Annotated in this window: 22 protein-coding genes and 1 pseudogene; 8 read left to right on the top strand and 15 right to left on the bottom strand. The window is 42.2% G+C overall.

Features of this window, described 5'->3' with window-relative positions:
• Positions 1–168 precede the first annotated feature (168 nt).
• Complete coding sequence (locus FTU58_RS12135; protein ID WP_180062492.1) at positions 169–1548, bottom strand: dihydrolipoyl dehydrogenase; 1380 nt, start codon at positions 1546–1548, stop codon at positions 169–171.
• 160 nt (positions 1549–1708) lie between these two features.
• Here FTU58_RS12135 and FTU58_RS12130 point away from each other — a divergent pair, with 160 nt between their 5' ends.
• Positions 1709–3709, top strand: a complete 2001-nt coding sequence (locus FTU58_RS12130; protein ID WP_180062491.1) for a hypothetical protein — start codon at positions 1709–1711, stop codon at positions 3707–3709.
• A 148-nt stretch (positions 3710–3857) separates the two neighbouring features.
• Here FTU58_RS12130 and FTU58_RS12125 read toward each other — a convergent pair.
• Together FTU58_RS12125 and FTU58_RS12120 are read right to left on the bottom strand one after the other, a co-directional pair.
• A pseudogene (locus FTU58_RS12125) lies at positions 3858–4279 on the bottom strand (beta-lactamase hydrolase domain-containing protein).
• Positions 4272–4607 carry a TIGR01244 family sulfur transferase gene (locus FTU58_RS12120; protein ID WP_096902417.1) on the bottom strand — a complete coding sequence of 112 codons (336 nt, stop codon included), beginning with the start codon at positions 4605–4607 and terminating at the stop codon, positions 4272–4274. Before FTU58_RS12120 ends, FTU58_RS12125 begins: the two are co-directional and overlap by 8 nt.
• 123 nt (positions 4608–4730) lie before the next feature.
• Between FTU58_RS12120 and FTU58_RS12115 the strand changes: the two genes are divergently transcribed.
• The 3 genes from FTU58_RS12115 to FTU58_RS12105 all read left to right on the top strand — a co-directional run bounded on the left by FTU58_RS12115 (position 4731) and on the right by FTU58_RS12105 (position 6533).
• Entirely contained in the window at positions 4731–5627 is an 897-nt protein-coding gene (locus tag FTU58_RS12115; protein ID WP_180062490.1) for an alpha/beta hydrolase, read from the top strand.
• Entirely contained in the window at positions 5628–6059 is a 432-nt protein-coding gene (gene trxC / locus FTU58_RS12110) for a thioredoxin TrxC (RefSeq protein WP_104853053.1), read from the top strand.
• A gap of 96 nt (positions 6060–6155) precedes the next feature.
• Positions 6156–6533, top strand: coding sequence for an acyl-CoA thioesterase (locus tag FTU58_RS12105; protein ID WP_228748483.1), 378 nt, complete (start codon positions 6156–6158; stop codon positions 6531–6533).
• A 79-nt stretch (positions 6534–6612) separates the two neighbouring features.
• Here FTU58_RS12105 and FTU58_RS12100 read toward each other — a convergent pair whose 3' ends face one another.
• Entirely contained in the window at positions 6613–7122 is a 510-nt protein-coding gene (locus FTU58_RS12100; RefSeq protein WP_104853054.1) for a DUF4442 domain-containing protein, read from the bottom strand.
• A gap of 12 nt (positions 7123–7134) precedes the next feature.
• Positions 7135–7623 carry a YajQ family cyclic di-GMP-binding protein gene (locus tag FTU58_RS12095; RefSeq protein ID WP_004976234.1) on the bottom strand — a complete coding sequence of 163 codons (489 nt, stop codon included), beginning with the start codon at positions 7621–7623 and terminating at the stop codon, positions 7135–7137.
• Between the two features lie 92 nt (positions 7624–7715).
• Here FTU58_RS12095 and FTU58_RS12090 point away from each other — a divergent pair, with 92 nt between their 5' ends.
• Positions 7716–8030: a rhodanese-like domain-containing protein gene (locus FTU58_RS12090; protein WP_004976235.1), complete on the top strand. Its 315-nt coding sequence runs from the start codon at positions 7716–7718 to the stop codon at positions 8028–8030.
• 79 nt (positions 8031–8109) lie between these two features.
• Here the strand turns inward: FTU58_RS12090 and mnmC are convergent, their stop codons facing one another.
• The 4 genes from mnmC to FTU58_RS12070 are packed head-to-tail and all read right to left on the bottom strand — an operon-like array spanning position 8110 to position 11453.
• The gene (gene mnmC, locus FTU58_RS12085) at positions 8110–10011 is read right to left on the bottom strand and encodes an FAD-dependent 5-carboxymethylaminomethyl-2-thiouridine(34) oxidoreductase MnmC (RefSeq protein ID WP_180062489.1); all 1902 of its coding nucleotides are present in this window, start codon (positions 10009–10011) and stop codon (positions 8110–8112) included.
• A gap of 37 nt (positions 10012–10048) precedes the next feature.
• On the bottom strand, positions 10049–10504 hold the full coding sequence (locus tag FTU58_RS12080) for a hypothetical protein (protein WP_004976237.1): 456 nt from the start codon (positions 10502–10504) through the stop codon (positions 10049–10051).
• Between the two features lie 5 nt (positions 10505–10509).
• Positions 10510–10812 (bottom strand): YciI family protein, encoded by a 303-nt coding sequence (locus tag FTU58_RS12075; RefSeq protein ID WP_004976238.1) that lies wholly within the window; start codon positions 10810–10812, stop codon positions 10510–10512.
• 29 nt (positions 10813–10841) lie between these two features.
• Positions 10842–11453 carry a septation protein IspZ gene (locus tag FTU58_RS12070; protein ID WP_004976239.1) on the bottom strand — a complete coding sequence of 204 codons (612 nt, stop codon included), beginning with the start codon at positions 11451–11453 and terminating at the stop codon, positions 10842–10844.
• A 45-nt stretch (positions 11454–11498) separates the two neighbouring features.
• Between FTU58_RS12070 and FTU58_RS12065 the strand changes: the two genes are divergently transcribed.
• Positions 11499–12353, top strand: a complete 855-nt coding sequence (locus FTU58_RS12065; RefSeq protein WP_180062488.1) for a PHP domain-containing protein — start codon at positions 11499–11501, stop codon at positions 12351–12353.
• Positions 12354–12458: 105 nt separating this feature from the next.
• On the opposite strand, the gene FTU58_RS12060 is transcribed toward FTU58_RS12065, so the two are convergent.
• Both FTU58_RS12060 and radC read right to left on the bottom strand, forming a co-directional pair.
• Positions 12459–13367, bottom strand: a complete 909-nt coding sequence (locus FTU58_RS12060; protein ID WP_154321041.1) for a bestrophin family protein — start codon at positions 13365–13367, stop codon at positions 12459–12461.
• Between the two features lie 68 nt (positions 13368–13435).
• Positions 13436–14134 carry a DNA repair protein RadC gene (gene radC / locus FTU58_RS12055; protein WP_154321040.1) on the bottom strand — a complete coding sequence of 233 codons (699 nt, stop codon included), beginning with the start codon at positions 14132–14134 and terminating at the stop codon, positions 13436–13438.
• Positions 14135–14247: 113 nt separating this feature from the next.
• Between radC and coaBC the strand changes: the two genes are divergently transcribed.
• Positions 14248–15522: a bifunctional phosphopantothenoylcysteine decarboxylase/phosphopantothenate--cysteine ligase CoaBC gene (gene coaBC / locus FTU58_RS12050; protein WP_180062487.1), complete on the top strand. Its 1275-nt coding sequence runs from the start codon at positions 14248–14250 to the stop codon at positions 15520–15522.
• Positions 15523–15599: 77 nt separating this feature from the next.
• Here the strand turns inward: coaBC and secB are convergent, their stop codons facing one another.
• From secB to rsgA, 4 genes are all read right to left on the bottom strand, one after another.
• Positions 15600–16058, bottom strand: coding sequence for a protein-export chaperone SecB (gene secB / locus FTU58_RS12045; protein ID WP_004976246.1), 459 nt, complete (start codon positions 16056–16058; stop codon positions 15600–15602).
• 34 nt (positions 16059–16092) lie between these two features.
• Positions 16093–16347, bottom strand: a complete 255-nt coding sequence (gene grxC, locus FTU58_RS12040) for a glutaredoxin 3 (RefSeq protein ID WP_004976247.1) — start codon at positions 16345–16347, stop codon at positions 16093–16095.
• A 33-nt stretch (positions 16348–16380) separates the two neighbouring features.
• A complete protein-coding gene (locus FTU58_RS12035; protein ID WP_004976250.1) occupies positions 16381–16788 on the bottom strand; it encodes a rhodanese-like domain-containing protein in 408 nt (135 codons plus the stop codon).
• A 94-nt stretch (positions 16789–16882) separates the two neighbouring features.
• Entirely contained in the window at positions 16883–17941 is a 1059-nt protein-coding gene (rsgA, locus tag FTU58_RS12030) for a small ribosomal subunit biogenesis GTPase RsgA (protein WP_154321039.1), read from the bottom strand.
• A gap of 124 nt (positions 17942–18065) precedes the next feature.
• Between rsgA and orn the strand changes: the two genes are divergently transcribed.
• Entirely contained in the window at positions 18066–18623 is a 558-nt protein-coding gene (gene orn / locus FTU58_RS12025) for an oligoribonuclease (RefSeq protein ID WP_004976254.1), read from the top strand.
• The last annotated feature ends 42 nt before the right edge of the window (positions 18624–18665 follow it).

Here is an 18665-nt window from a genome sequence, read left to right as displayed (position 1 = left end):
TACCCATGTGAGAGTAAGTCATCGCCAGCTCATTATTCAAACACCCTCAACTAGCGTTGGGGGTGTTTTTTTATGTAGAAAAGAAAATATTAAAAACTATAAAAAGTGAAGGCAAAATAAAACCATCTGAGGAGGGTTTTAAATAGTAAGCATATTTTCCAAATTTGATTAGACTTCACGTAGTTGTCGACGTGCATGTTTAAATGCTGTTCTTAAACCTTCTTCTAGTGTTGGATGGTAGAACGGTTTATCTAAAATATCCTCAAGTGTGAGTTCTTCATCAATCATCCAAGCCAATAAGTGCGCCATGTGCTCAGCAGCATCCACAAATAATTCAGCACCTAATAACTTTTGACTTTTATTATTAATATAAACTTCAATAGCACCTTTATTTTTTCCTAGCACCAAGGCGCGACCTTGTTTTTCATAAGAAACAAAGCCTGTTGTAAATGCAATATTTTGATCTTTCAGTTGTTTATAGTTTTGTCCTACAGATGCCATTTCAGGTGAGCTAAACACAATACCCATGGGGGTTAATGTTTTAATATTTTCAATATTTGGAAAGCTTAAACAATTATGCACGGCTGCACGCCCTTCATGTGCTCCTTCATGTTGAATGGGGGTGTTAGTGTGTGCATCACCCACAATAAAAATAGCATGCCGTCCGAGTTGTTTGGTGTGTGCATTAATTGGGAGCTGTTTGATGTTGTTAAAACTCGTATCAATATTTTCAAGTTGAAGCTGATCTAAATAGCTGCGTCTACCCGTGGCAACCAATACATAATCGGCAGTTAAGCTCTGTGTTTGTCCATCTTCTTGATATTCAATTTGCACGCCTTGTTCTGTTCTTTGTAGTTGTGTTGGCAAGGTTTCAAAGTTGATATTCAATTCTTGACTAAGTGTATTTTGTGCAATGGTTTGTAGTTCTGGGCTGCGGAGTGAACCAACTTTACGACTACGGGCAAAAATAGTGGTATCTACCCCTAAGCGTTGCATAGCTTGAGCCAATTCGATTGCAATTACACCACTGCCAATGACGGCCAAAGATTGGGGTAAGTTCTCTAATTCAAAGATTTGATCTGATGTGATTAAGCGTTCGCCTAATTTTTCTTTCCATGCTTGCTCATAAGCAGGAGTAGAACCGACTGCAATAATAAAAGCTTTTGCCTGATATTGCTGTCCATTCACTTGAATTGTATGGGCATCTATAAAAGTCGCAAAGCCCGAAACTTTATGAGATGCTTCCCAACGATCTACATCTTTTTGTGTGGCACGGGTAAAACGATCACGTAATTGGCGTACGTGCGTCATGATTTGGGATGTATCAATTTTTGCATCTACCGTGAGTGCAACTTCTTGTGCATGTTGTATGTCGTGCATGCGATTGGCACTAGAGATGAGAACTTTGCTGGGCATACAACCAACGCGGGCACAGGTGGTGTCCCATGGACCGTGATTGATGATGATTAGGTTTTGGGTGTATTTAATCGCTTCTTTATAGGCGCTAATGCCTGCGGTGCCTGCACCAATAATAATGAGGTCGTACATTTGTGAGCTACTTCAGGTAATAAATAAATTCAGGCTAACACGAGCAAAACATTTATCATGCTTTTATTTACATAAAGCAGTAACTGTGGTTACATATCTGACAATATTAATTATATGTTTGATCAACTCATAGTTTTAGAGGGATTTGGGGATTAACTCAATGAAAAAGAAAGAAATTAGTTTGAAGTTTTCGGCTGTGGCTTTAGCAGTTTTATTGGCTAGCTGTGGTGGCGGTGGAAGTGATGGTTATTATAATACGAAAGGTTCTACTACAGGTAATGCTCTGAATCCTAGTACAGGTGAAGAAGTAAAATCTGTTAATATTAGTTCTATTGAGTTGATTGATCGCAATGGTAGCTTAACTCAAGCAATCGCAGCAGAGGGTGTGATCGCTAAAGTCAAAGTAACAGATCAGTCAGGTAAAGGAATTAGTGGTGCATTGGTTACATTTACAGTGACTGGTGGTGTTGTTTTAGGTAGTTCTAATGGTGCTGTTTTAACCAATACTAGTGGTGAAGCGAGTATTTCTGTTAAACCTGAAAATTTAAATACTAATGGTGCCTATCAAATTTCTGCAGTTGCAGATTTTGATGGTGCCCAAGCGTCATCACAAGCACTTAATTTCTCACTTCAAGCAACCAATATTATTTTAGTCGATTTGATGGCAGCTAGTACTCAATTAGAGTCTGGTGGTTCAACAAATATCACATTAAAAACGCAAGATGCAAAGACGAAAGTTAATCAAAATAATGTCAACGTTGAGTTCACTGCAACTTGTGGTAAATTTGAACCAGCTACAGTTGTTTCATCAAATCAAGGAAATGTTACGACATCATACAAAGCAATTGGTATAGATGGAAAGTTGTGTACAGGGACGCATAAAATTTCAGCAAAAGGTTTAAACATCCCAGAAGTTGAAGTTGATGTCAATATTAAGGCACTTGAAGCTAACTCATTAGTATATACATCTAATCAAGTTAATTTGGGGATTAGAAAAAGTGGTTCAGCATCATCTGGTCAAATTGAATTTACTTTGTATGCAAATGGTGTACCTGTAGCAGATCAAGATGTTTTGATTGAGAAAGTACAAGCACCAGAAGATTTATCGTTCGTATCATTTGGTAATCAAAATAACAAAACTATAAAAAGTGATTCGAATGGTAAAGTGATTGTGAATCTTTATCCTGGAGATAAACCTGGACCTGTGGAGATAAGAGCAACTTTAGTTTCAGACAAAAATGTTTCGACTGTATCTAAAAATGTATCTGTATCCATTGGGCGAGTAACTCAAGATGGATTAAGTTTATCGGTATCTAAAAATTCATTACAGAATGTAATTGATGGTGATACTGCAACTATTACAGCGAGAATGGTTGATCGTACACGGAACCCTGTTCCAGATGGTACAGTAATTAGCTTTGTTTCGGAGGGTGGGAAGGTTCAACCTAATTGCTCAACAGTTCAAGGAGAGTGTTCTGTCACTCTAACAACACAAGAACCTCGTCCTTTAGATAATCGTGTGACTGTATTGGCTTATGTTGAGGGTGATAAAACCTTTACAGATTTAGATGGCGATAATCTTTATACTAAAGGCGTAGATCGACTTCTTAGTAATATTGGTAGCTTTTTCCGTGACGATAACGAGGATAATCAATATAACAAAGATTATGGTATTGGTGAATTTCTTTATAATCGTGCGGTATTAGGAAACAAAGCGACCTGTGCTCCATCTACAATTAGACAGCCGAATATCGCAGACACATGTGACGATAATTTAGATACGGTCATCCGTCAGCAATTATTATTTGCATTTGCTGAAAATACACCAACCTTTACTAATGTAAAGGCAAGTGGAAGTTTATTGTCTTTTAATATGTATGGAAATAGCGCTCAAAGTGTGCCTATGCCAACAGGTACCACAATAAGTGTTACTCCTGAGGATAATACAAAAGCCAATAATTTATCTTGTACTGTAGAGTTAGCAACAGGAAGTTCACCTGTCGCAAATGTCTTTGATCTTTTGACACCAAGCACTTTCAAAAATAGTAATCAAAGTTACTATGGCTATCGTCTAAAAGAATGTGCGGTAGGAGATACGTTGAAAGTTTCTGTTTCTTCACCAGATGGTAAAGTATCCACGATTTATGTAGATTATCAATAGAAATTATATTTAAAAAAAACAGCGCTTCGGCGCTGTTTTTTATTGAGAGATTTAAATAGAAGTCCCCACATTCACACCCACCGTCGGGCGTACTTGCATAGAACTACAAGCACTCAGAGCCAAGACACACATCACCACCAATAAAATTTTACTCATGCAACAAACCTTGAGATTTTGCCTGATGAAATACCGCACTAGAACGAGCGCCACTACGACAAATCATCAGAATGGGTTTTGAAAGGTCATTATAATATTTTGCGAATTCAAGAATGTCTGTTTGAGAAATTTTGCCGCTATTGACGGGTTGATAAATCACACTGATCTGAGATTTTTCCGCGATATTGCGTAATTCACTCACCTTGACTACATTGCCCATCTCTTGATCAGGGCGGTTCACAATCACAGATTTAAAACCTTGCCGCATTAATTGTGAAAATTTTGCAGCATTCATCTGACCTGCAACACTGACTTTGCTATTTAAGCCTTAGCATCGTTTTGAGCGTGACTCAGCGGGATACTGCTACAGATCAGAATACAGCAAAATACATATTTGAGGATGGGTTTAGTCATCCAACAAATCCATTTGTTTTGCCAACTGGAATAAGTTGTTTGAGCGGTTACCCGTACGGCAGAACATCAACACAGGTTTTGGCAATTCGTTATAGTGATTGGCAAAAGTACGCACATCGACTTCAGTAATTTGACCAGACACCACAGGTTGATAGACATAATCTAAGCCTGCTGCACGTGCAGCTTCTTCAATTTGCGCACTGGTTGGTTGCTCAGCACCACCTTCCATATCTGGGCGGTTATTAATAATTGACTTAAAGCCTTTCTCTACAACTTGGCTCACATGTTCAGGACCAATTTGACCCGCAAAACCGACTTGTTCAGACATGGGAATACTCCATCATTTTATTCATGACAATATGCTTTATGATAGCATTAAGCAGATTCAAGAGCAGAATGTTCTGAAATATTTATAACGACGATAACGATAAAATAACGCAATGGAGCGCTTATGCATTCCTATACGGTCGAGCCTTTATATGTCAAAAGTGATCACGAGGTGATTGCTGCAGACTTTTATCGCCCTAAATCTATAGAAAAACCCGCGGTAATTCTGATGGCGCATGGTCTGGCGGCCTTGCGGCATTTTAAATTGGTGCAATATGCACAACACTTTGCTCAGGCAGGCTATGCCGTGGTGCTATTTGATTATCGTTATTGGGGCGGAAGTACAGGGCGTCCACGTGAGTTGGTATCCATAGAGGCGCAGTTAGATGACTGGCGCAGCATGATTTCACATATTGCGGAACGTAAGTCGATTGATGCCAAACGTATGATTCTGTGGGGAACTTCACTGAGTGGCGGATATGTGCTGAGTTTGGCCTCACGCTTACACAATATTGCCGCGGTCATGGTACAAGTGCCTTTTGTAGATGGTGCGGAAAGTGCCAAGTTATATCCTTTGCAGCAACTTCCGAAAGCCCTAAAAATCTCCAGTCAGGACTATATGGGAGCAAAGGTAGGGATGTCGCCCAAAACGCTTGCAGTGGTGGCGCAAAAGGAACTATGTTTTTTACCGACTGCAGACAGTTATGCAGGTTATATGTCAATTGTGAACCCCGACCATTACTGGAGTGGAGAAATTCCTGCTCGGGTATTTTTTAATTTGATTCGTTATCGTCCCATTCAAGAAGTGCGGCATATCAACATTCCTGTGTTATTTATTGCCGCACAGCGTGACAGTCTGATTCCAATTGAATCGAGTCGTGAAACGGCCACCAATATTGCGCCTTATGTGCAATATGAAGAGTGGGATATGCAACATTTTGATATTTATCATGGTGAATGGTTTAAAAAAGTCATTCAGACCCAATTAGAGTTTTTACAGCAACTGTTTGGAGTTCAGTAAATGATTATTGTATGCCCTGAATGCGGTGCAAAAAACCGTGTACCTGAAGATAAATTATCTGCCAATCCTGCATGTGGGCAGTGTCATCAAGCGCTGATTCCGCTTGCACCCATTGAATTGAATGAGCAAAATTTCAGTAATTTTATTCAAAATAGTGACTTACCTATTCTGATTGATCTTTGGGCGGACTGGTGTGGTCCTTGCAAGATGATGGCACCACATTTTGCAACAGTTGCCAAGCAAAATCCGCAGGTGGTGTTTGCCAAAATTGATACCGAGGCCAATCCACGCTTAAGCAGTGCATTCCATGTGCGCAGTATTCCAACACTGGTATTGATGAATAAAAGCAATGAAATTGCTAGAATAAGCGGCGCGCTACGAGCGACTGAATTACAACAGTGGTTGGATCAGCAACTCAACGCCCAGTCTTAATGCACTGTTCGTGCTAATTTAATGCAAATGTCCGGAGTGAACGTGTCAGATTCTCATGCAAAACCAGAGGGAGTGCTTTCCCTACAAACAATTGCCATGCCAGCAGATACCAACTGGAGTGGAGATGTCTTTGGAGGCTGGATCGTTTCACAGATGGATTTGGCTGGTGCGATTCATGCCGAGCGTTTTAGTAAAGGACGTTGTGCCACGATTTCCATTAACCAAATGACTTTTTTGGTGCCTGTAAAAGTGGGCGATGTGATCAGTTGCTACACCAAAATTCTAAAAGTGGGCAATACCTCTATTCAAATGCAAATTGAAGTGTGGGATAGCCATGACGATTCACGTGAAGCTGTGCGTGTTACCGAAGGGGTATTTACCTTTGTTGCGGTTGATGTCAAAGGCTCAAAACGTCAGATTCCTGAAGAAGCCAAACAGAAGTTTTTAGAAGCTCAGGCTAGTCAAGCATCATAAGTATCAAGCTAGTCAAACATCGTAATGAAAAAAATCCCAGCACAGTAGCTGGGATTTTTTCTTGGAGAGGAAACAGGCGTTAGGCTTGTTTCTGCTTTAAATGTGCTTTTGACACCCATGCCCACAACATTTCACACTGAATCGGAGCTTCGCCTGATTCATCAATCACACTGACATTGACCAGTGTTTCACCTTTGTCGGTGCTGTGCATGAGTTGTTGCTGTTCTGGGCTGAGTGTGGCAATGGCTGTCATTGCACCTTGAGTTGGACGTTTAAAGTCCACTTTCAGGCTTTTAATCAGCACAATGGCACTATCAGGCACATTCATGGCAGTTACAAAACCTGTGGCAGTTTCAGCCAACAGCGCCATAGCACAGGCATGTACCTGTCCAATATGGTTTTGCATGGCTTTATGATTGGCAAGACTGACCACCACTTGCGATGGGGTTACTTCTTGATAGCGAATTTTCGCAGTGCCCACCATCGGCACGACACGACCAAAGGCTTGACTCAAAAGGCGGCTTTGAATGCCTTTCGGCAATTTTGATGTTGCTTTGACCAGTTTGTTTAAGCGATTGGTTGGTGTCATGACATCCCCAAATTAATCTTTAAAGTTGTTAAATTGCAGTGGCAGACCAAATTGTTGCTCTTTCAAGAACGCCATTACTTGTTGCAATGTGTCGCGTTTCTTGTCGGTCACACGAATTTTGTCACCCTGAATAGAAGATTGCACTTTAATGCCACTGTCTTTAATGGCTTTGTTAATTTTTTTTGCGGTATCTGAGTCAAGACCATCTTTAAGTTTGATCACTTGAATCACATTTTTACCTGATGCGGTCATTTTTTGTGGGTCAAGCGCCTGAATGTCGACTTTACGCTTATAGAAGTGATTTTCGAGCATGGTATACACTTGCTCACATTGGAAATCACTTTCAGTGGAGATTTTAATCTCTTTGTTTTTTTCATTGAGGTCGATAGAAACATCCTGACCACGAAAATCGAAACGAGTACCGATTTCTTTTTGTGTGTTTTGAACCGCATGATTCACTTCAAAAAGTTCTAATTCAGAAACAATATCGAAAGAAGGCATAATGAAGACCTTTGCAAATGGAAACAATATCTGAGATGCTAGGGATGTTTTCTTCATTTGCCAAGTGTTGTTTTACATCAAAGGAGTGCGCAATGATCCGTAAACAAGAAATTACAACATTTGAGTTCCCAGCTGACGCGATTATCTGGGATGTACGTGATGCAAGTGCTTATGCAGAAGCTCATGTTAAAGGTGCTGTGAATCAGCCAATTAACGATCTATCAGCAGAGAGTCTTACTCAGGTGTCGGCGGATCAACCCATTTACATTTTATGTGGTGGCGGAAGTAAAGCCCCACGTGCAGCGGAAAAACTAGAAGGTTTGGACAGCTCACGTGAATATGTGGTTTTAATGGGTGGTACACGTGCTGCGCGCGACGCAGGCATGCCTTTGGAACAAGGTCACTAAGTATCATCAATATGAAGAAAGCGCCGTAAGGCGCTTTTTTGTTGGGTATCGTTTTATTTCTATTTTCTCTAAGCGAGCGTTAGCTTGAAGGTGGAGGAGCTTTAAAATAAGGCTTCTTGGTTTTCACCTTTTTCTGAAAACGTGTAGCTGCCAGTTTTTGTACTAAGTTTTTAGGTACAGCGCAGGCTTCTGCTAAAACTTGTGCCGCCAGTATTTCACTGCACAACGGGGCAAATAAAAAGCCTTTAGAACCGAGTCCTGCAAAGCTGTAAATTTCCTGATCATCACGCATTTTGCCAAGTAGGGGAAAATAATCCTGACTTTGGGCGCGTAGCGAAGCGCGACCTTGCCAAGTATCTACGGGTGCTAAGTTTTCGGCATACGCAGGAAAGACACTGTGGATAAGTTCGTAGTTATGCACATGGTCTTCTGCCAAGACGTCACAATCTTCCCGATTTGGATAAAACGATGCACCTAAAATCAGTTGATCGGCATTGAGCTGCATGCAATAGCCGCCATAGCTATAGGCTTGTGATAATGGCAAAGCCTGATCTGTATTGTTTACCCAGCTAACTTGCCCACGAATGGGTTTAAGCACAGGGTAATGCTCAAAAAAAGCACCGCTTTGCAGCGCTGCACAGACGATGACATGATCAAACACTCCAAGTTCAGTATCTAGGCTGTGTAAGATCAGTTGCTGTGCTGTCGTGGTGATTTGTTTAATTTGAGCTTGCTGAAACTGAATGTGCGGATGCGCAAGAATTTCATCACGCAGTTGATGTGGAGAAACTGCTCCTGCTTGCAATAAGCTTAAACTGGCAAAGTCGCTTTGTGGCGTAAGTTCGGTTGCACTCTGTGCTGCTAAAATACCTTTTGGGTATTGTGTGGCTAAATCCAGCAATTCATCGGCATGTTTAAGTGCCAGTTGATGAATCTGCAACGGACGAAATGCTTTGAATGCGGCATAGTGATTTAAAGCATGTTGCCATGCCAAAGTCATTAAATGATCAGCACTTTGATGAATTGGGCAAAGTTTTGGGTTTAAGAGTGCCAAAGGATTGCCAGAACCGCCTGCAAGTGGCGCTGTTTGGTCATAGAGCGTGACTTGATGCCCTCGTTGGGAAAATGCCCACGCACAGCTTAAACCCGCAATTCCTGCGCCGATTATCGCAATATGGCGCTGTTGGTTGCTTGTTGTGGTATTTGTTGTAATTTGAGTTTCGTTCTGAACGGATATTGGCTCTATTTCAGGCGCTTGCCAGATGGCTTTCAGCATTTCCCGTTTATGCCCAAAACCGCGTGGGCGGGTGATGTGAATACCGTGTTGTTTTAAGCCACGTTTGAGTACGCCTGCCACACTAAATGAGGCAAAAGTCGTGCCATAATCGGACAGTGCTACAATCGGGTTGAGCACGGTTTCCTGCCACATATCGGGGTTACAGGCAGGGGCAAAGCCATCTAAAAACCACGCATTGACAGGAGCAGTTTTAGCAATGACAGGAAAAACTTCCTGAGCATCGCCTAGCCATAAATCTAGGCTAAAGCGTTCATCTGGAAAGTTTAAACGATGACAGCCTGCAATAGCGGCAGGGTATTGCTGAATCAGCTGTTCAGACAGATGACTGAGTTCGGGCCAAGCCGCTAAGGCACGTATAAGATCGGCTTTGCAAAGTGGAAATTTTTCGACAGAAATTGCGTGTAAATGGCTGCGATTATTGGGACGTACCTGTTGCCATAATTGCCAGAGCGCTAAAATATTTAAGCCTGTACCAAAGCCTGTTTCGCCTACACAAAAATATTCAAAATCATTCAGCGCTGCTAAACGGATGGGTAAGTCATTGCCCTGTAAAAACACATGCCGTGTTTCTAATAAACCGTTGTCTTTAGAGAAATACACATCGCCAAATTGTTTGGAAATGGGCACATCAATACCATCGACCAGTTGCCAATCCAGCTCGGCAGTTTGAATAGGCTGAAACAAAACCAGAGTACCTTAAATCAAGAGGTGAATGCTCACCTTACCATTGGCGGCGACGTTTGGTATAGACATAGCTAGCAATTAAGAAGCCGAGCAATACGCCAACCGCGAGTGTTGCAGCACCGTATAAAAACATTTGCGCACTGCGTTCACTTTGCAGTACTTGAACTTGCACGCCTAAATTATCGTTTTTAAGTTGCAGTTCCTGATTCTGTGCCAAAGCATCGAGGTTTGCCTGTTCAAGTTGTTGCAAACGTGTGCTCTGATCTTTAATCAAGGCTTTGGTTTTAGCTTCCTGAAGTGCTTTATTTTTGGCAATTTGTTCTGCAGTCAGGGGCTTATCTTGTGCAGGAGTAACCCCATTGGCTGTTGCTACAGCTGCCGTGTTGGTCACAGCAGCAGGAGCAGGTGCAGTAGGTGTGGTTGTGGCTGGCTCAACAGCATATACAGGTGAACTGAGCAGAACAGCAACAACACTGGCAACAACGAAACGCATAGCGCTTATCCTTGAGGGAATGCTTTATTGAATGGCTTAACGTCAATGTGGCTATATACGCCTTCTTTTAAGAAAGGTTCATCTTGTAGCCAAGCATCGAGTGCTTCACGACTGTCAAAATCGACAATCATGGTGCTGCCATAAAAACCTGCTTGTGGATTGCTTGGGTCTTTAGGCATAGCGCCCGCCACAATCAAACGACCTTCTGCATCTAGCTGTTGCAAACGTGCAAGATGTGCAGGACGGGTCGCAAGACGTTTTTCCAGTGTACCTTCACGGTCAGTACAACTCAGAACAAATAAAGGCATAGTTACTCTCGAATATCGCAGATCAGAAATTATTCAGATGTTTTAAAGTATTTGCGCAATACAATAAACTGCACAATGATAAAGGAAAACATCACAATCATGTCACCAAAAGCAGTGAATTCGCCCCAATATTTTCCGTCCATAAATAAAAATGCAAAAAATACGTGTAGGAAAGACATGACTGCAAACATGGCTGCCCAAGTATAATTCAGGTTTTTCCAGCCAGCTTCGGTCAAGTTGAACACAGGCCCAAATAAGCGTTGAATCAGTGGTTTACGGTCTTTGCTGAACCATGGTGATAGCAAAAAAGCACCTGCAAATACAATGTTTAAAATGGCAGCTTTCAGGCGAATATAAAAGTCATCGCTTAACATTAAGGTAACGCCACCAAAAATTACGGTCATAAACAGCACAATCCACTGTTGTTTATCTAAACGGAATTTTTGCATGATGAACAATGCGCCGTACACCACTAACATCGAGATGATCAGACCTGTGGTGGCCACCAAAATATGGTTGTTATCGACACCGCCTGCAGAGCCGATGAGTTGTAGTAATTGATGATTAGTGTCTTTTGGATCTACAGTTTTGTATAAATAAAAGAAAATAATGAGGGGCACAAAGTCTAAAAGTGCTTTCATGTTAGAGTATCTAAATCTGATCAAATAAATGACATAGTATAAGTGATGCACGGCGTAGATTTACATACACACAGTAATATTTCTGATGGAACTTTGTCACCTGGAGAATTGGTGTCTGCGGCAATTCAGCAGGGCATTCATACCTTGGCATTGACTGATCATGACACAATGGATGGGCTGGCTTTGGCAGAGCAAGCGGCTCAGGGGCAAGATTTAAAGATTATTTCGGGAGTGGAAATTTCCAGTCAATGGTCACGTCCTGCCACTAAAAAAAGCTATAGCGTGCATGTGGTGGCGCTAAACATGCAAAATCCTGCACCTTTACAGGCGCTGCTGGAACAGCAAAAACAAATTCGTGCAGAACGTGCCAAACAAATTTGTGATTTACTCACTCCGCTGATTGGACAAGATATTTATAATGATGTACTTCTTAAAGTCGAAGGCGTAGCAGATCGGATTACCCGTACGCACATTGCCAAAACCTTACAAGAAAAAGGCATTGTAACGCGTGTGCAGCAAGCATTTGATAAATACATCAAAGAAGGCAAAAAGGCTTATGTGAAATTTGATGGCTTGAGTTTGGAAGATACGATTCGGGTAATTCATGACAGTCAGGGTTTTGCCGTGTTGGCGCATCCAACCCGTTATGATTTATCTGCGACCAATATTCGTTATCTGATCGAGATCTTTGCCAAGTTTGGCGGAGATGCAGTGGAGTTACCGCCGGCCATTGAGCCTGCATCAACCCGGCAGATGGTGGATCGGATGATTGCGGAACATGGTCTGAAAGTTTCGATTGGCAGCGATTTTCATGGTGAAAATATGCCGTGGATTAAATTGGGCAATATTCCGCGGGTGAAAGATGGTCAAATTGGGATTTGGGAGAGTTTTGTTGAGTAACTCCCTCATCCCAACCTTCTCATATAAGCAGATGTGATATCCATTATTAAAATTTAGAAAGGATAAAAACTCCTTCTCCCTCTGGGAGAAGGTTGGGAAGAGGGTCTAAAGCAAATTATTGTCCTGTGCCTGAATTGGTGGTGGCGTTGGTTTACCCAACGTACCCAATAATTCAATTTCAATGGTTCTTACCATGGCATCTAAAGGTAAGTCATTGCTTTGCGTGCCAAAAGGTTCTTCAATTTCAGAACTGAGCGCATCCAGACCTAAAAAAGTATAAGCCAAAATACCGACCAAAAGCGGAGTCGCCAATCCGAGTGTAGACCCTAAACTAAAGGGCAACATAAAACAGAAAAAGTACACTGTTCGGTTAAGTAGGACTGAATACGCAAAAGGGAGCGGTGTGGTAGCAATACGGTCACAACCCGTGAGTACCAAACTCAGCTCTGTGACGTGTTGATTCATTTGTGTGTAAATAATATCGGAAATTTCGCCCTCTTTAAGTGCTTGCATTAACTCCCATTGAATCAAACTGAGCGTGTATTGCGGCGCATTGGCTTGTTGATACAGTTGGGTAATTGCTTGCTGACTCATGCCACTGGTTTGAATTAACTCGGTTGGATTGGCAGTTTGATGACGCAGGCGGTCGCGCAAGACATTGGCAAATACAATGACGTGCTGAATGACGCGTTCACGTCGTGCTTGACTAAGTATACGGCAGTCGCGGTCAAAGTGGCGCGCGTTGGCAATCAGCATGCCCCAAAGTTTACGTGCCTCCCACCAACGGTCATAACAGGCAGAGTTTTTAAAGCCCAAAAAAATCGACAGCACCACCCCAATTAAAGTAAAGCCAACCAAAGGCAATTCTGGAAAATGAAAATAACCAATATAAGACAAACCGCCAATAATGGTGGAGATCAACATCACCAAGCCCAAAGGCGGTAAGACCTTCGGTAAAATCGTGCCCCGCCAAGAAAACAGTAAGTTAAATACACTGGGTTGATCGACTATCATTTTATTAGAATCATCACAATTTTTTGATGATCTTCTGTGCTTGTGCAGGCTTTGTCAATATGCAAATTTTAAGTGTGCTCAAATTTAAGCAGTTGTTGTTCGGCAAAGGAAAAATTACCTTCACTTGAGATGATACAGTGATCGATCAAACGCAGCTCTAGCAACTGACAGGCTTGCTGAATCTGCTGCGTCAGGACTAAATCTGCAGGTGAAGGTTGTGGTAAGCCGAAAGGATGATTGTGTGCAATCACAATCGCTGTGGCATGTTGACTAATCGCAAAACGTAGCAATTGATTAATGGAAATTTCACACGAATTTAATGCACCATAAAATAATTTTTTAAAGCTGATTTTGCGTAAACAGGCATCAAGGCAAAGCACCGCAAACACTTCTTGGGTTTCGCCCAAAAGTTCAAAACGCAGATACTCCATCAAGCGTTTGGAATTGCTAAGCTCAAGTGCATCTTGTTTTAAATGTTCGGCTACATAGCGCCGTCCAAGTTCTTTAACTGCCATGAGCTGTGAATATTTACTGTTACCCATGCCGTGAAATTGACACAACTCGGCAATGGGTGCATCGAGTAAAGTAGTGAGATTGCCAAAATGCTGAATTAGCAATCGTGCCAACTCCACCGCAGAATGTTGCTGTGAGCCTGAGCGCAAAAAAATAGCCAATAGTTCGGCATCAGATAAACTGGCAGCACCATTTTGAATCAGACGCTCACGTGGCCGTTCTTGTTCAGGCCAATGTTTAATAGATAAATGCATTGTTATTTGACTTTGTTATTCTAAATTTGAAACTTAAATCCCAACAGATCTCTTGGGAATGACATTATTTAATGCTATTGTGAGCACCACTGCAACAAAAAGGTGGCTTATTTGTGAGCTTCGATTTAAGCGTCCTCCCTCATAAAAATATTATTTTAGCTGTGACAGGCGGCATTGCGGCCTATAAAAGTGCGATTTTAGTGCGTCGTTTAAAGGATGCGGGGTTTAGTGTTCGCGTGGTCATGACCAAGGGGGCACAAGCTTTTATTACACCGCTGACCTTTCAAGCACTGTCAGGCAATCCAGTACATACCGAATTATTAGATACCGAAGCCGAAGCAGGCATGGGGCATATTGAATTGGCACGGTGGGCCGATTTAATTTTGGTTGCGCCCGCCAGTTGCGACACCTTAGCCAAATTTGCTGCAGGTCTGGCCGATGATTTGCTCAGTACTTTATATTTAGCCACCAGTGCACCAGTTTGGGTTACACCTGCCATGAATCAGCAAATGTGGGCAGCCAAAGCCACACAGCGTAACTTAACCACTTTGGTGGAAGATGGCGTGCATGTAATTATGCCCGATGCGGGCGAACAAGCCTGTGGAGATGTTGGTTTAGGGCGTATGCCAGAACCTGAAGATTTGGCGCATCAGGTGACGCAGTATTTTCATCAGGCACAGCGTGCTTTGGTGGAAAAATTTGGCATGTTGGCAGGCAAAAATGTCACCATTACAGCAGGCCCAACCCGCGAAGCTTTAGACCCTGTGCGTTATATTTCTAACCATAGTACAGGCAAAATGGGTTTTTCTTTGGCTGCAGCCTGTTATGCAGCAGGGGCAAAAGTCACGCTTATTGCAGGCCCAGTTAGTTTAGATACGCCAAATGGGGTACAGCGAATTAATGTGTCTTCTGCAATTCAAATGCTAGATACCAGTTTGCAGATGCTTGAACAAGGCTGTGATATTTTCATCGCTACAGCCGCGGTGGCAGATTACCGCGTGGCAGAAATAGCGGAACACAAAATTAAAAAATTAGGCGATGAGCTGAATGTGGCGTTGGTCAAAAACCCTGATATTGTTGCGACCATTGCACAACAGGAAAAACGTCCGTTTATGGTTGGCTTTGCTGCAGAAACCCGCAATGTAGAAGAGTATGCAGCAGGCAAGTTGGTGGCGAAAAAGCTAGATATGATTGCCTGCAATGACGTTTCCCGTGCCGATATTGGTTTTGCTTCCGATGAAAATGCCATGACGGTATTTTTTGCCGAAAGCTACCGTATGGAAAAACGCGATTTGGAAAAAGCCTCGAAACAGGAAATTGCGCAGCAATTGGTCGAAGCGATTCATGATGCCTTGTATCGAGATCCATCTCAGGATGATGATTTTTAATTTTGATCGTCCATCAGCAAACGGATGACATAAAAAACCGCTGAAATTTCAGCGGTTTTTTTATATCCAATCGCGAATTAAGCTTGACCTTCAGCTGCAGCGGCTTGAGCACGTTGCATATTGGCTTCAAACTCGGCATCGAAGTTGATTGGCGTTAACAATAATTGTGGGAAGCTGCCTTTGGTAACCATATCATTCACTGCTTCACGCAAGAATGGGAACAAAATGTTCGGGCAGTATGCGCCAAGAATGTACGGTAAACGCTCTTCTTCAACGCCATCAATCAGGAAAATACCAGCTTGGGTAACATCAACAATAAATGCAGTATCGCCCGCGTTGTTGGCTTGAACCACAACTTTTAATGCTACTTCAAAGTGGGTTGGATCAATTTTTTCTGCAGAAGATGACAGGTTGATGTTCAATTCAGGCTGCCATTCTTTGGTAAATACTTGTGCCCCAGGAACTTCAAAAGAAATGTCTTTGGTATAAATACGCTCTAATGCCAATTGTGGTTGAGCTTGTTGTTCTTCACTCATGTTAAATCCTTAAGAGTTGGTTATCGTGTTATGTTTATGCCAATAATTGATCGAGCTTGCCTTCGCGATCTAACGCATATAATTGGTCAAAGCCGCCAATAAACTGGTCATTGATGAAAATTTGTGGAACGGTACGATGATTGGTGCGTTGCATTAATTCAACACGTACTTCAGGCGCTTCATTCGACAAATTAATTTCTTTATAGGCAACGCCTTTACGCTCAAGGAGTTGTTTTGCACGAATGCAGTATGGACATACAGTCGTTGAATAAATAGTGACTTCAGCCATGATTGTTCTCCTTGCGAAAAATATTGGGTAAAACTATTTGCTTTTTACTAAAGGTAAACCTTGTGCTTTCCAGTTGCTAATACCGCCATCTAAACGATAGGCATCGGTATGTGCGACCTGTTGTAAAGCACTGCCTGCAACCTGACCCAAGTTACAGATAAAGACCAATGGGCGATCTGAGGTTTTTAACTCTTCAACATGCTTGGTAATTTGGCTATAGGGAATATTGCGGCTACCACTGATATGACCTTCACGGAAATCTTTGGCATCACGTAAATCAATCAACATGGCATTTTTAGCTTTGACTAAAATACCCAAAGATTGTGGGGAAATTTTGCGACCATTGCGTTGACCTTCTAACACAAAGAACAACACTACCAATACAGCCAGCGTCCCAAATAAGAAGGGATGATTCCCCATAAATTCGAACCAACGTTCCACAAGTCACCTAATTACAATGTCAAAATTGTTCAAGAGTATAGCGTATAAATATGGCGATCAAAAACACCGCTTCAAGGGCAGCGCCACAATAAAATTAATTTTTTTGTTGCGCTTCGGCAATTTCATCACACAGTCTTAAATAACTGTCTAAACGACGCGATAAAATTTCGCCTTCTGCAGCAGCCAGTCGCAGCGCACATTGCTTTTCATGTTTATGGGTACAGTTGCGGAATTGGCAATGACCCAACAGGTTTTCAATTTCAGGAAAACCATTTTGAATTTTATCTTGGCTCAAGTGCCACAAACCAAATTCACGAATCCCCGGTGAGTCAATTAAGGCAGCACCATCTCCAAAGCCAATTAAACGAGTAGAGGTTGTGGTGTGCTGTCCAAGTGCCGAGTTTTCCGAAATGATATTGGTCTTTTGCGCCGCTTCGGGCACGATGGCATTAATCAGCGAGCTTTTACCCACGCCCGATTGCCCGACAAAAGCTACCGTTTCACCTGCTAAACGTGCCGCTAAATGCTCTAAATTCGCATCGGATTGGGTTTGCATAACTTCATATCCCAAGTCTTGATATTCCTTGAGCAAGTCTAAAATCGGGTCGTTTTCTTTGAGTAAATCAGATTTGTTTAAAACCAATAAGGCGGGAATATCGGCATCGGCACAAGCAACCAAATAGCGGTCAATCAAGCCCGGTGCAGGTTCAGGCAAAGGCGCAAAAACAATCACAATCAAACTGATATTGGCGGCAACAGGTTTAACTTTGTGATAACGATCAGGTCGGGTCAATAAAGATTGGCGTGGATGAATCGCGGTAATAATTCCTAAACCTGTATTTGGGTCGGCCTGCCATTTGACCCGATCTCCCGTCACCAATAATTCTAAATTGGTACGAGTGTGACAGCGCCAAATACTTCCCATTTCAATAGGTTTCCAAAATGGTTCTGGCTCACCTGCGTGCACCACCGGTTTTTCAGGATGAATTTCAGGAACAGATAAAGCCTGAACTTCTAATTGACGACCATAGTGTTGTACCACCAAGCCTTCTAAATCATGTGAAGTGTCAATGTCTGCCTGACGTGACTTGTGTTGTTTTTCAATTCGACGTTGCTGTTGTTCAGTCAATCGACGCTTACGAATTAAAGCCATTCATATCCTAAAAAAACCATGAACTCAGGATGGCAAAAATAGCATGAAGCGGGGGCACAGTTACAGCCAAGAAGCAAGAAATTTGCTACTATGCTGTTTTTAAGCCGAATAAGATTGCACATTTATGAGCAGCACGCCTGATACTCGCCTCATTTGGATTGATTTGGAAATGACAGGTTTAGATACCGATAACGACCAAATTATTGAAGTGGCTACCATTGTGACCGATGATCATTTAAATATTTTGGCAGAAGGTCCTGTGCTGGCTGTGCATCAACCTGATCGTATTTTAAATGCCATGGATGAGTGGAATACACGTCAGCATGGACAATCGGGCTTAATTGAGCGTGTGCGTCGCAGCAAACTCACTGCGCAGGATGCAGAACAGCAAACTATTGAGTTTCTGAAAAAATGGGTTAATCCTAAAACATCGCCAATGTGTGGCAACTCAATTTGCCAAGACCGCCGTTTTTTACACCGTTTAATGCCTGAATTGGAACAGTACTTCCATTATCGTAATTTGGATGTTTCATCAGTGAAAGAGTTGGCAAAGCGCTGGCGTCCAGAAATTATGAGCGGTTTGAAAAAGAATGCGTCGCATTTGGCGATGGATGATATTCGTGATTCGATTGCTGAGCTGAAATATTATCGCCAATACTTTTTTATTATGAATCAGGACTAAAACCTTTTTCTGCGTAGGAGATGGAGCTGTAACAGTAACAGC

The organism is Acinetobacter sp. YH12120 (assembly GCF_013418795.1).
Lineage (GTDB): Bacteria > Pseudomonadota > Gammaproteobacteria > Pseudomonadales > Moraxellaceae > Acinetobacter > Acinetobacter towneri.
This window is presented reverse-complemented; position numbering and strand designations above follow the sequence as displayed.

What these genes read in the sequence shown, in the direction of transcription:
- FTU58_RS12135 (WP_180062492.1), bottom strand. Translation starts at nt 1,548, where the DNA reads ATGTACGACCTCATTATTATTGGTGCAGGCACCGCAGGCATTAGCGCC.
- FTU58_RS12130 (WP_180062491.1), top strand. Translation starts at nt 1,709, where the DNA reads ATGAAAAAGAAAGAAATTAGTTTGAAGTTTTCGGCTGTGGCTTTAGCA.
- FTU58_RS12120 (WP_096902417.1), bottom strand. Translation starts at nt 4,607, where the DNA reads ATGTCTGAACAAGTCGGTTTTGCGGGTCAAATTGGTCCTGAACATGTG.
- FTU58_RS12115 (WP_180062490.1), top strand. Translation starts at nt 4,731, where the DNA reads ATGCATTCCTATACGGTCGAGCCTTTATATGTCAAAAGTGATCACGAG.
- trxC (WP_104853053.1), top strand. Translation starts at nt 5,628, where the DNA reads ATGATTATTGTATGCCCTGAATGCGGTGCAAAAAACCGTGTACCTGAA.
- FTU58_RS12105 (WP_228748483.1), top strand. Translation starts at nt 6,156, where the DNA reads ATGCCAGCAGATACCAACTGGAGTGGAGATGTCTTTGGAGGCTGGATC.
- FTU58_RS12100 (WP_104853054.1), bottom strand. Translation starts at nt 7,122, where the DNA reads ATGACACCAACCAATCGCTTAAACAAACTGGTCAAAGCAACATCAAAA.
- FTU58_RS12095 (WP_004976234.1), bottom strand. Translation starts at nt 7,623, where the DNA reads ATGCCTTCTTTCGATATTGTTTCTGAATTAGAACTTTTTGAAGTGAAT.
- FTU58_RS12090 (WP_004976235.1), top strand. Translation starts at nt 7,716, where the DNA reads ATGATCCGTAAACAAGAAATTACAACATTTGAGTTCCCAGCTGACGCG.
- FTU58_RS12080 (WP_004976237.1), bottom strand. Translation starts at nt 10,504, where the DNA reads ATGCGTTTCGTTGTTGCCAGTGTTGTTGCTGTTCTGCTCAGTTCACCT.
- FTU58_RS12075 (WP_004976238.1), bottom strand. Translation starts at nt 10,812, where the DNA reads ATGCCTTTATTTGTTCTGAGTTGTACTGACCGTGAAGGTACACTGGAA.
- FTU58_RS12070 (WP_004976239.1), bottom strand. Translation starts at nt 11,453, where the DNA reads ATGAAAGCACTTTTAGACTTTGTGCCCCTCATTATTTTCTTTTATTTA.
- FTU58_RS12065 (WP_180062488.1), top strand. Translation starts at nt 11,499, where the DNA reads ATGCACGGCGTAGATTTACATACACACAGTAATATTTCTGATGGAACT.
- FTU58_RS12060 (WP_154321041.1), bottom strand. Translation starts at nt 13,367, where the DNA reads ATGATAGTCGATCAACCCAGTGTATTTAACTTACTGTTTTCTTGGCGG.
- radC (WP_154321040.1), bottom strand. Translation starts at nt 14,134, where the DNA reads ATGCATTTATCTATTAAACATTGGCCTGAACAAGAACGGCCACGTGAG.
- secB (WP_004976246.1), bottom strand. Translation starts at nt 16,058, where the DNA reads ATGAGTGAAGAACAACAAGCTCAACCACAATTGGCATTAGAGCGTATT.
- grxC (WP_004976247.1), bottom strand. Translation starts at nt 16,347, where the DNA reads ATGGCTGAAGTCACTATTTATTCAACGACTGTATGTCCATACTGCATT.
- rsgA (WP_154321039.1), bottom strand. Translation starts at nt 17,941, where the DNA reads ATGGCTTTAATTCGTAAGCGTCGATTGACTGAACAACAGCAACGTCGA.
- orn (WP_004976254.1), top strand. Translation starts at nt 18,066, where the DNA reads ATGAGCAGCACGCCTGATACTCGCCTCATTTGGATTGATTTGGAAATG.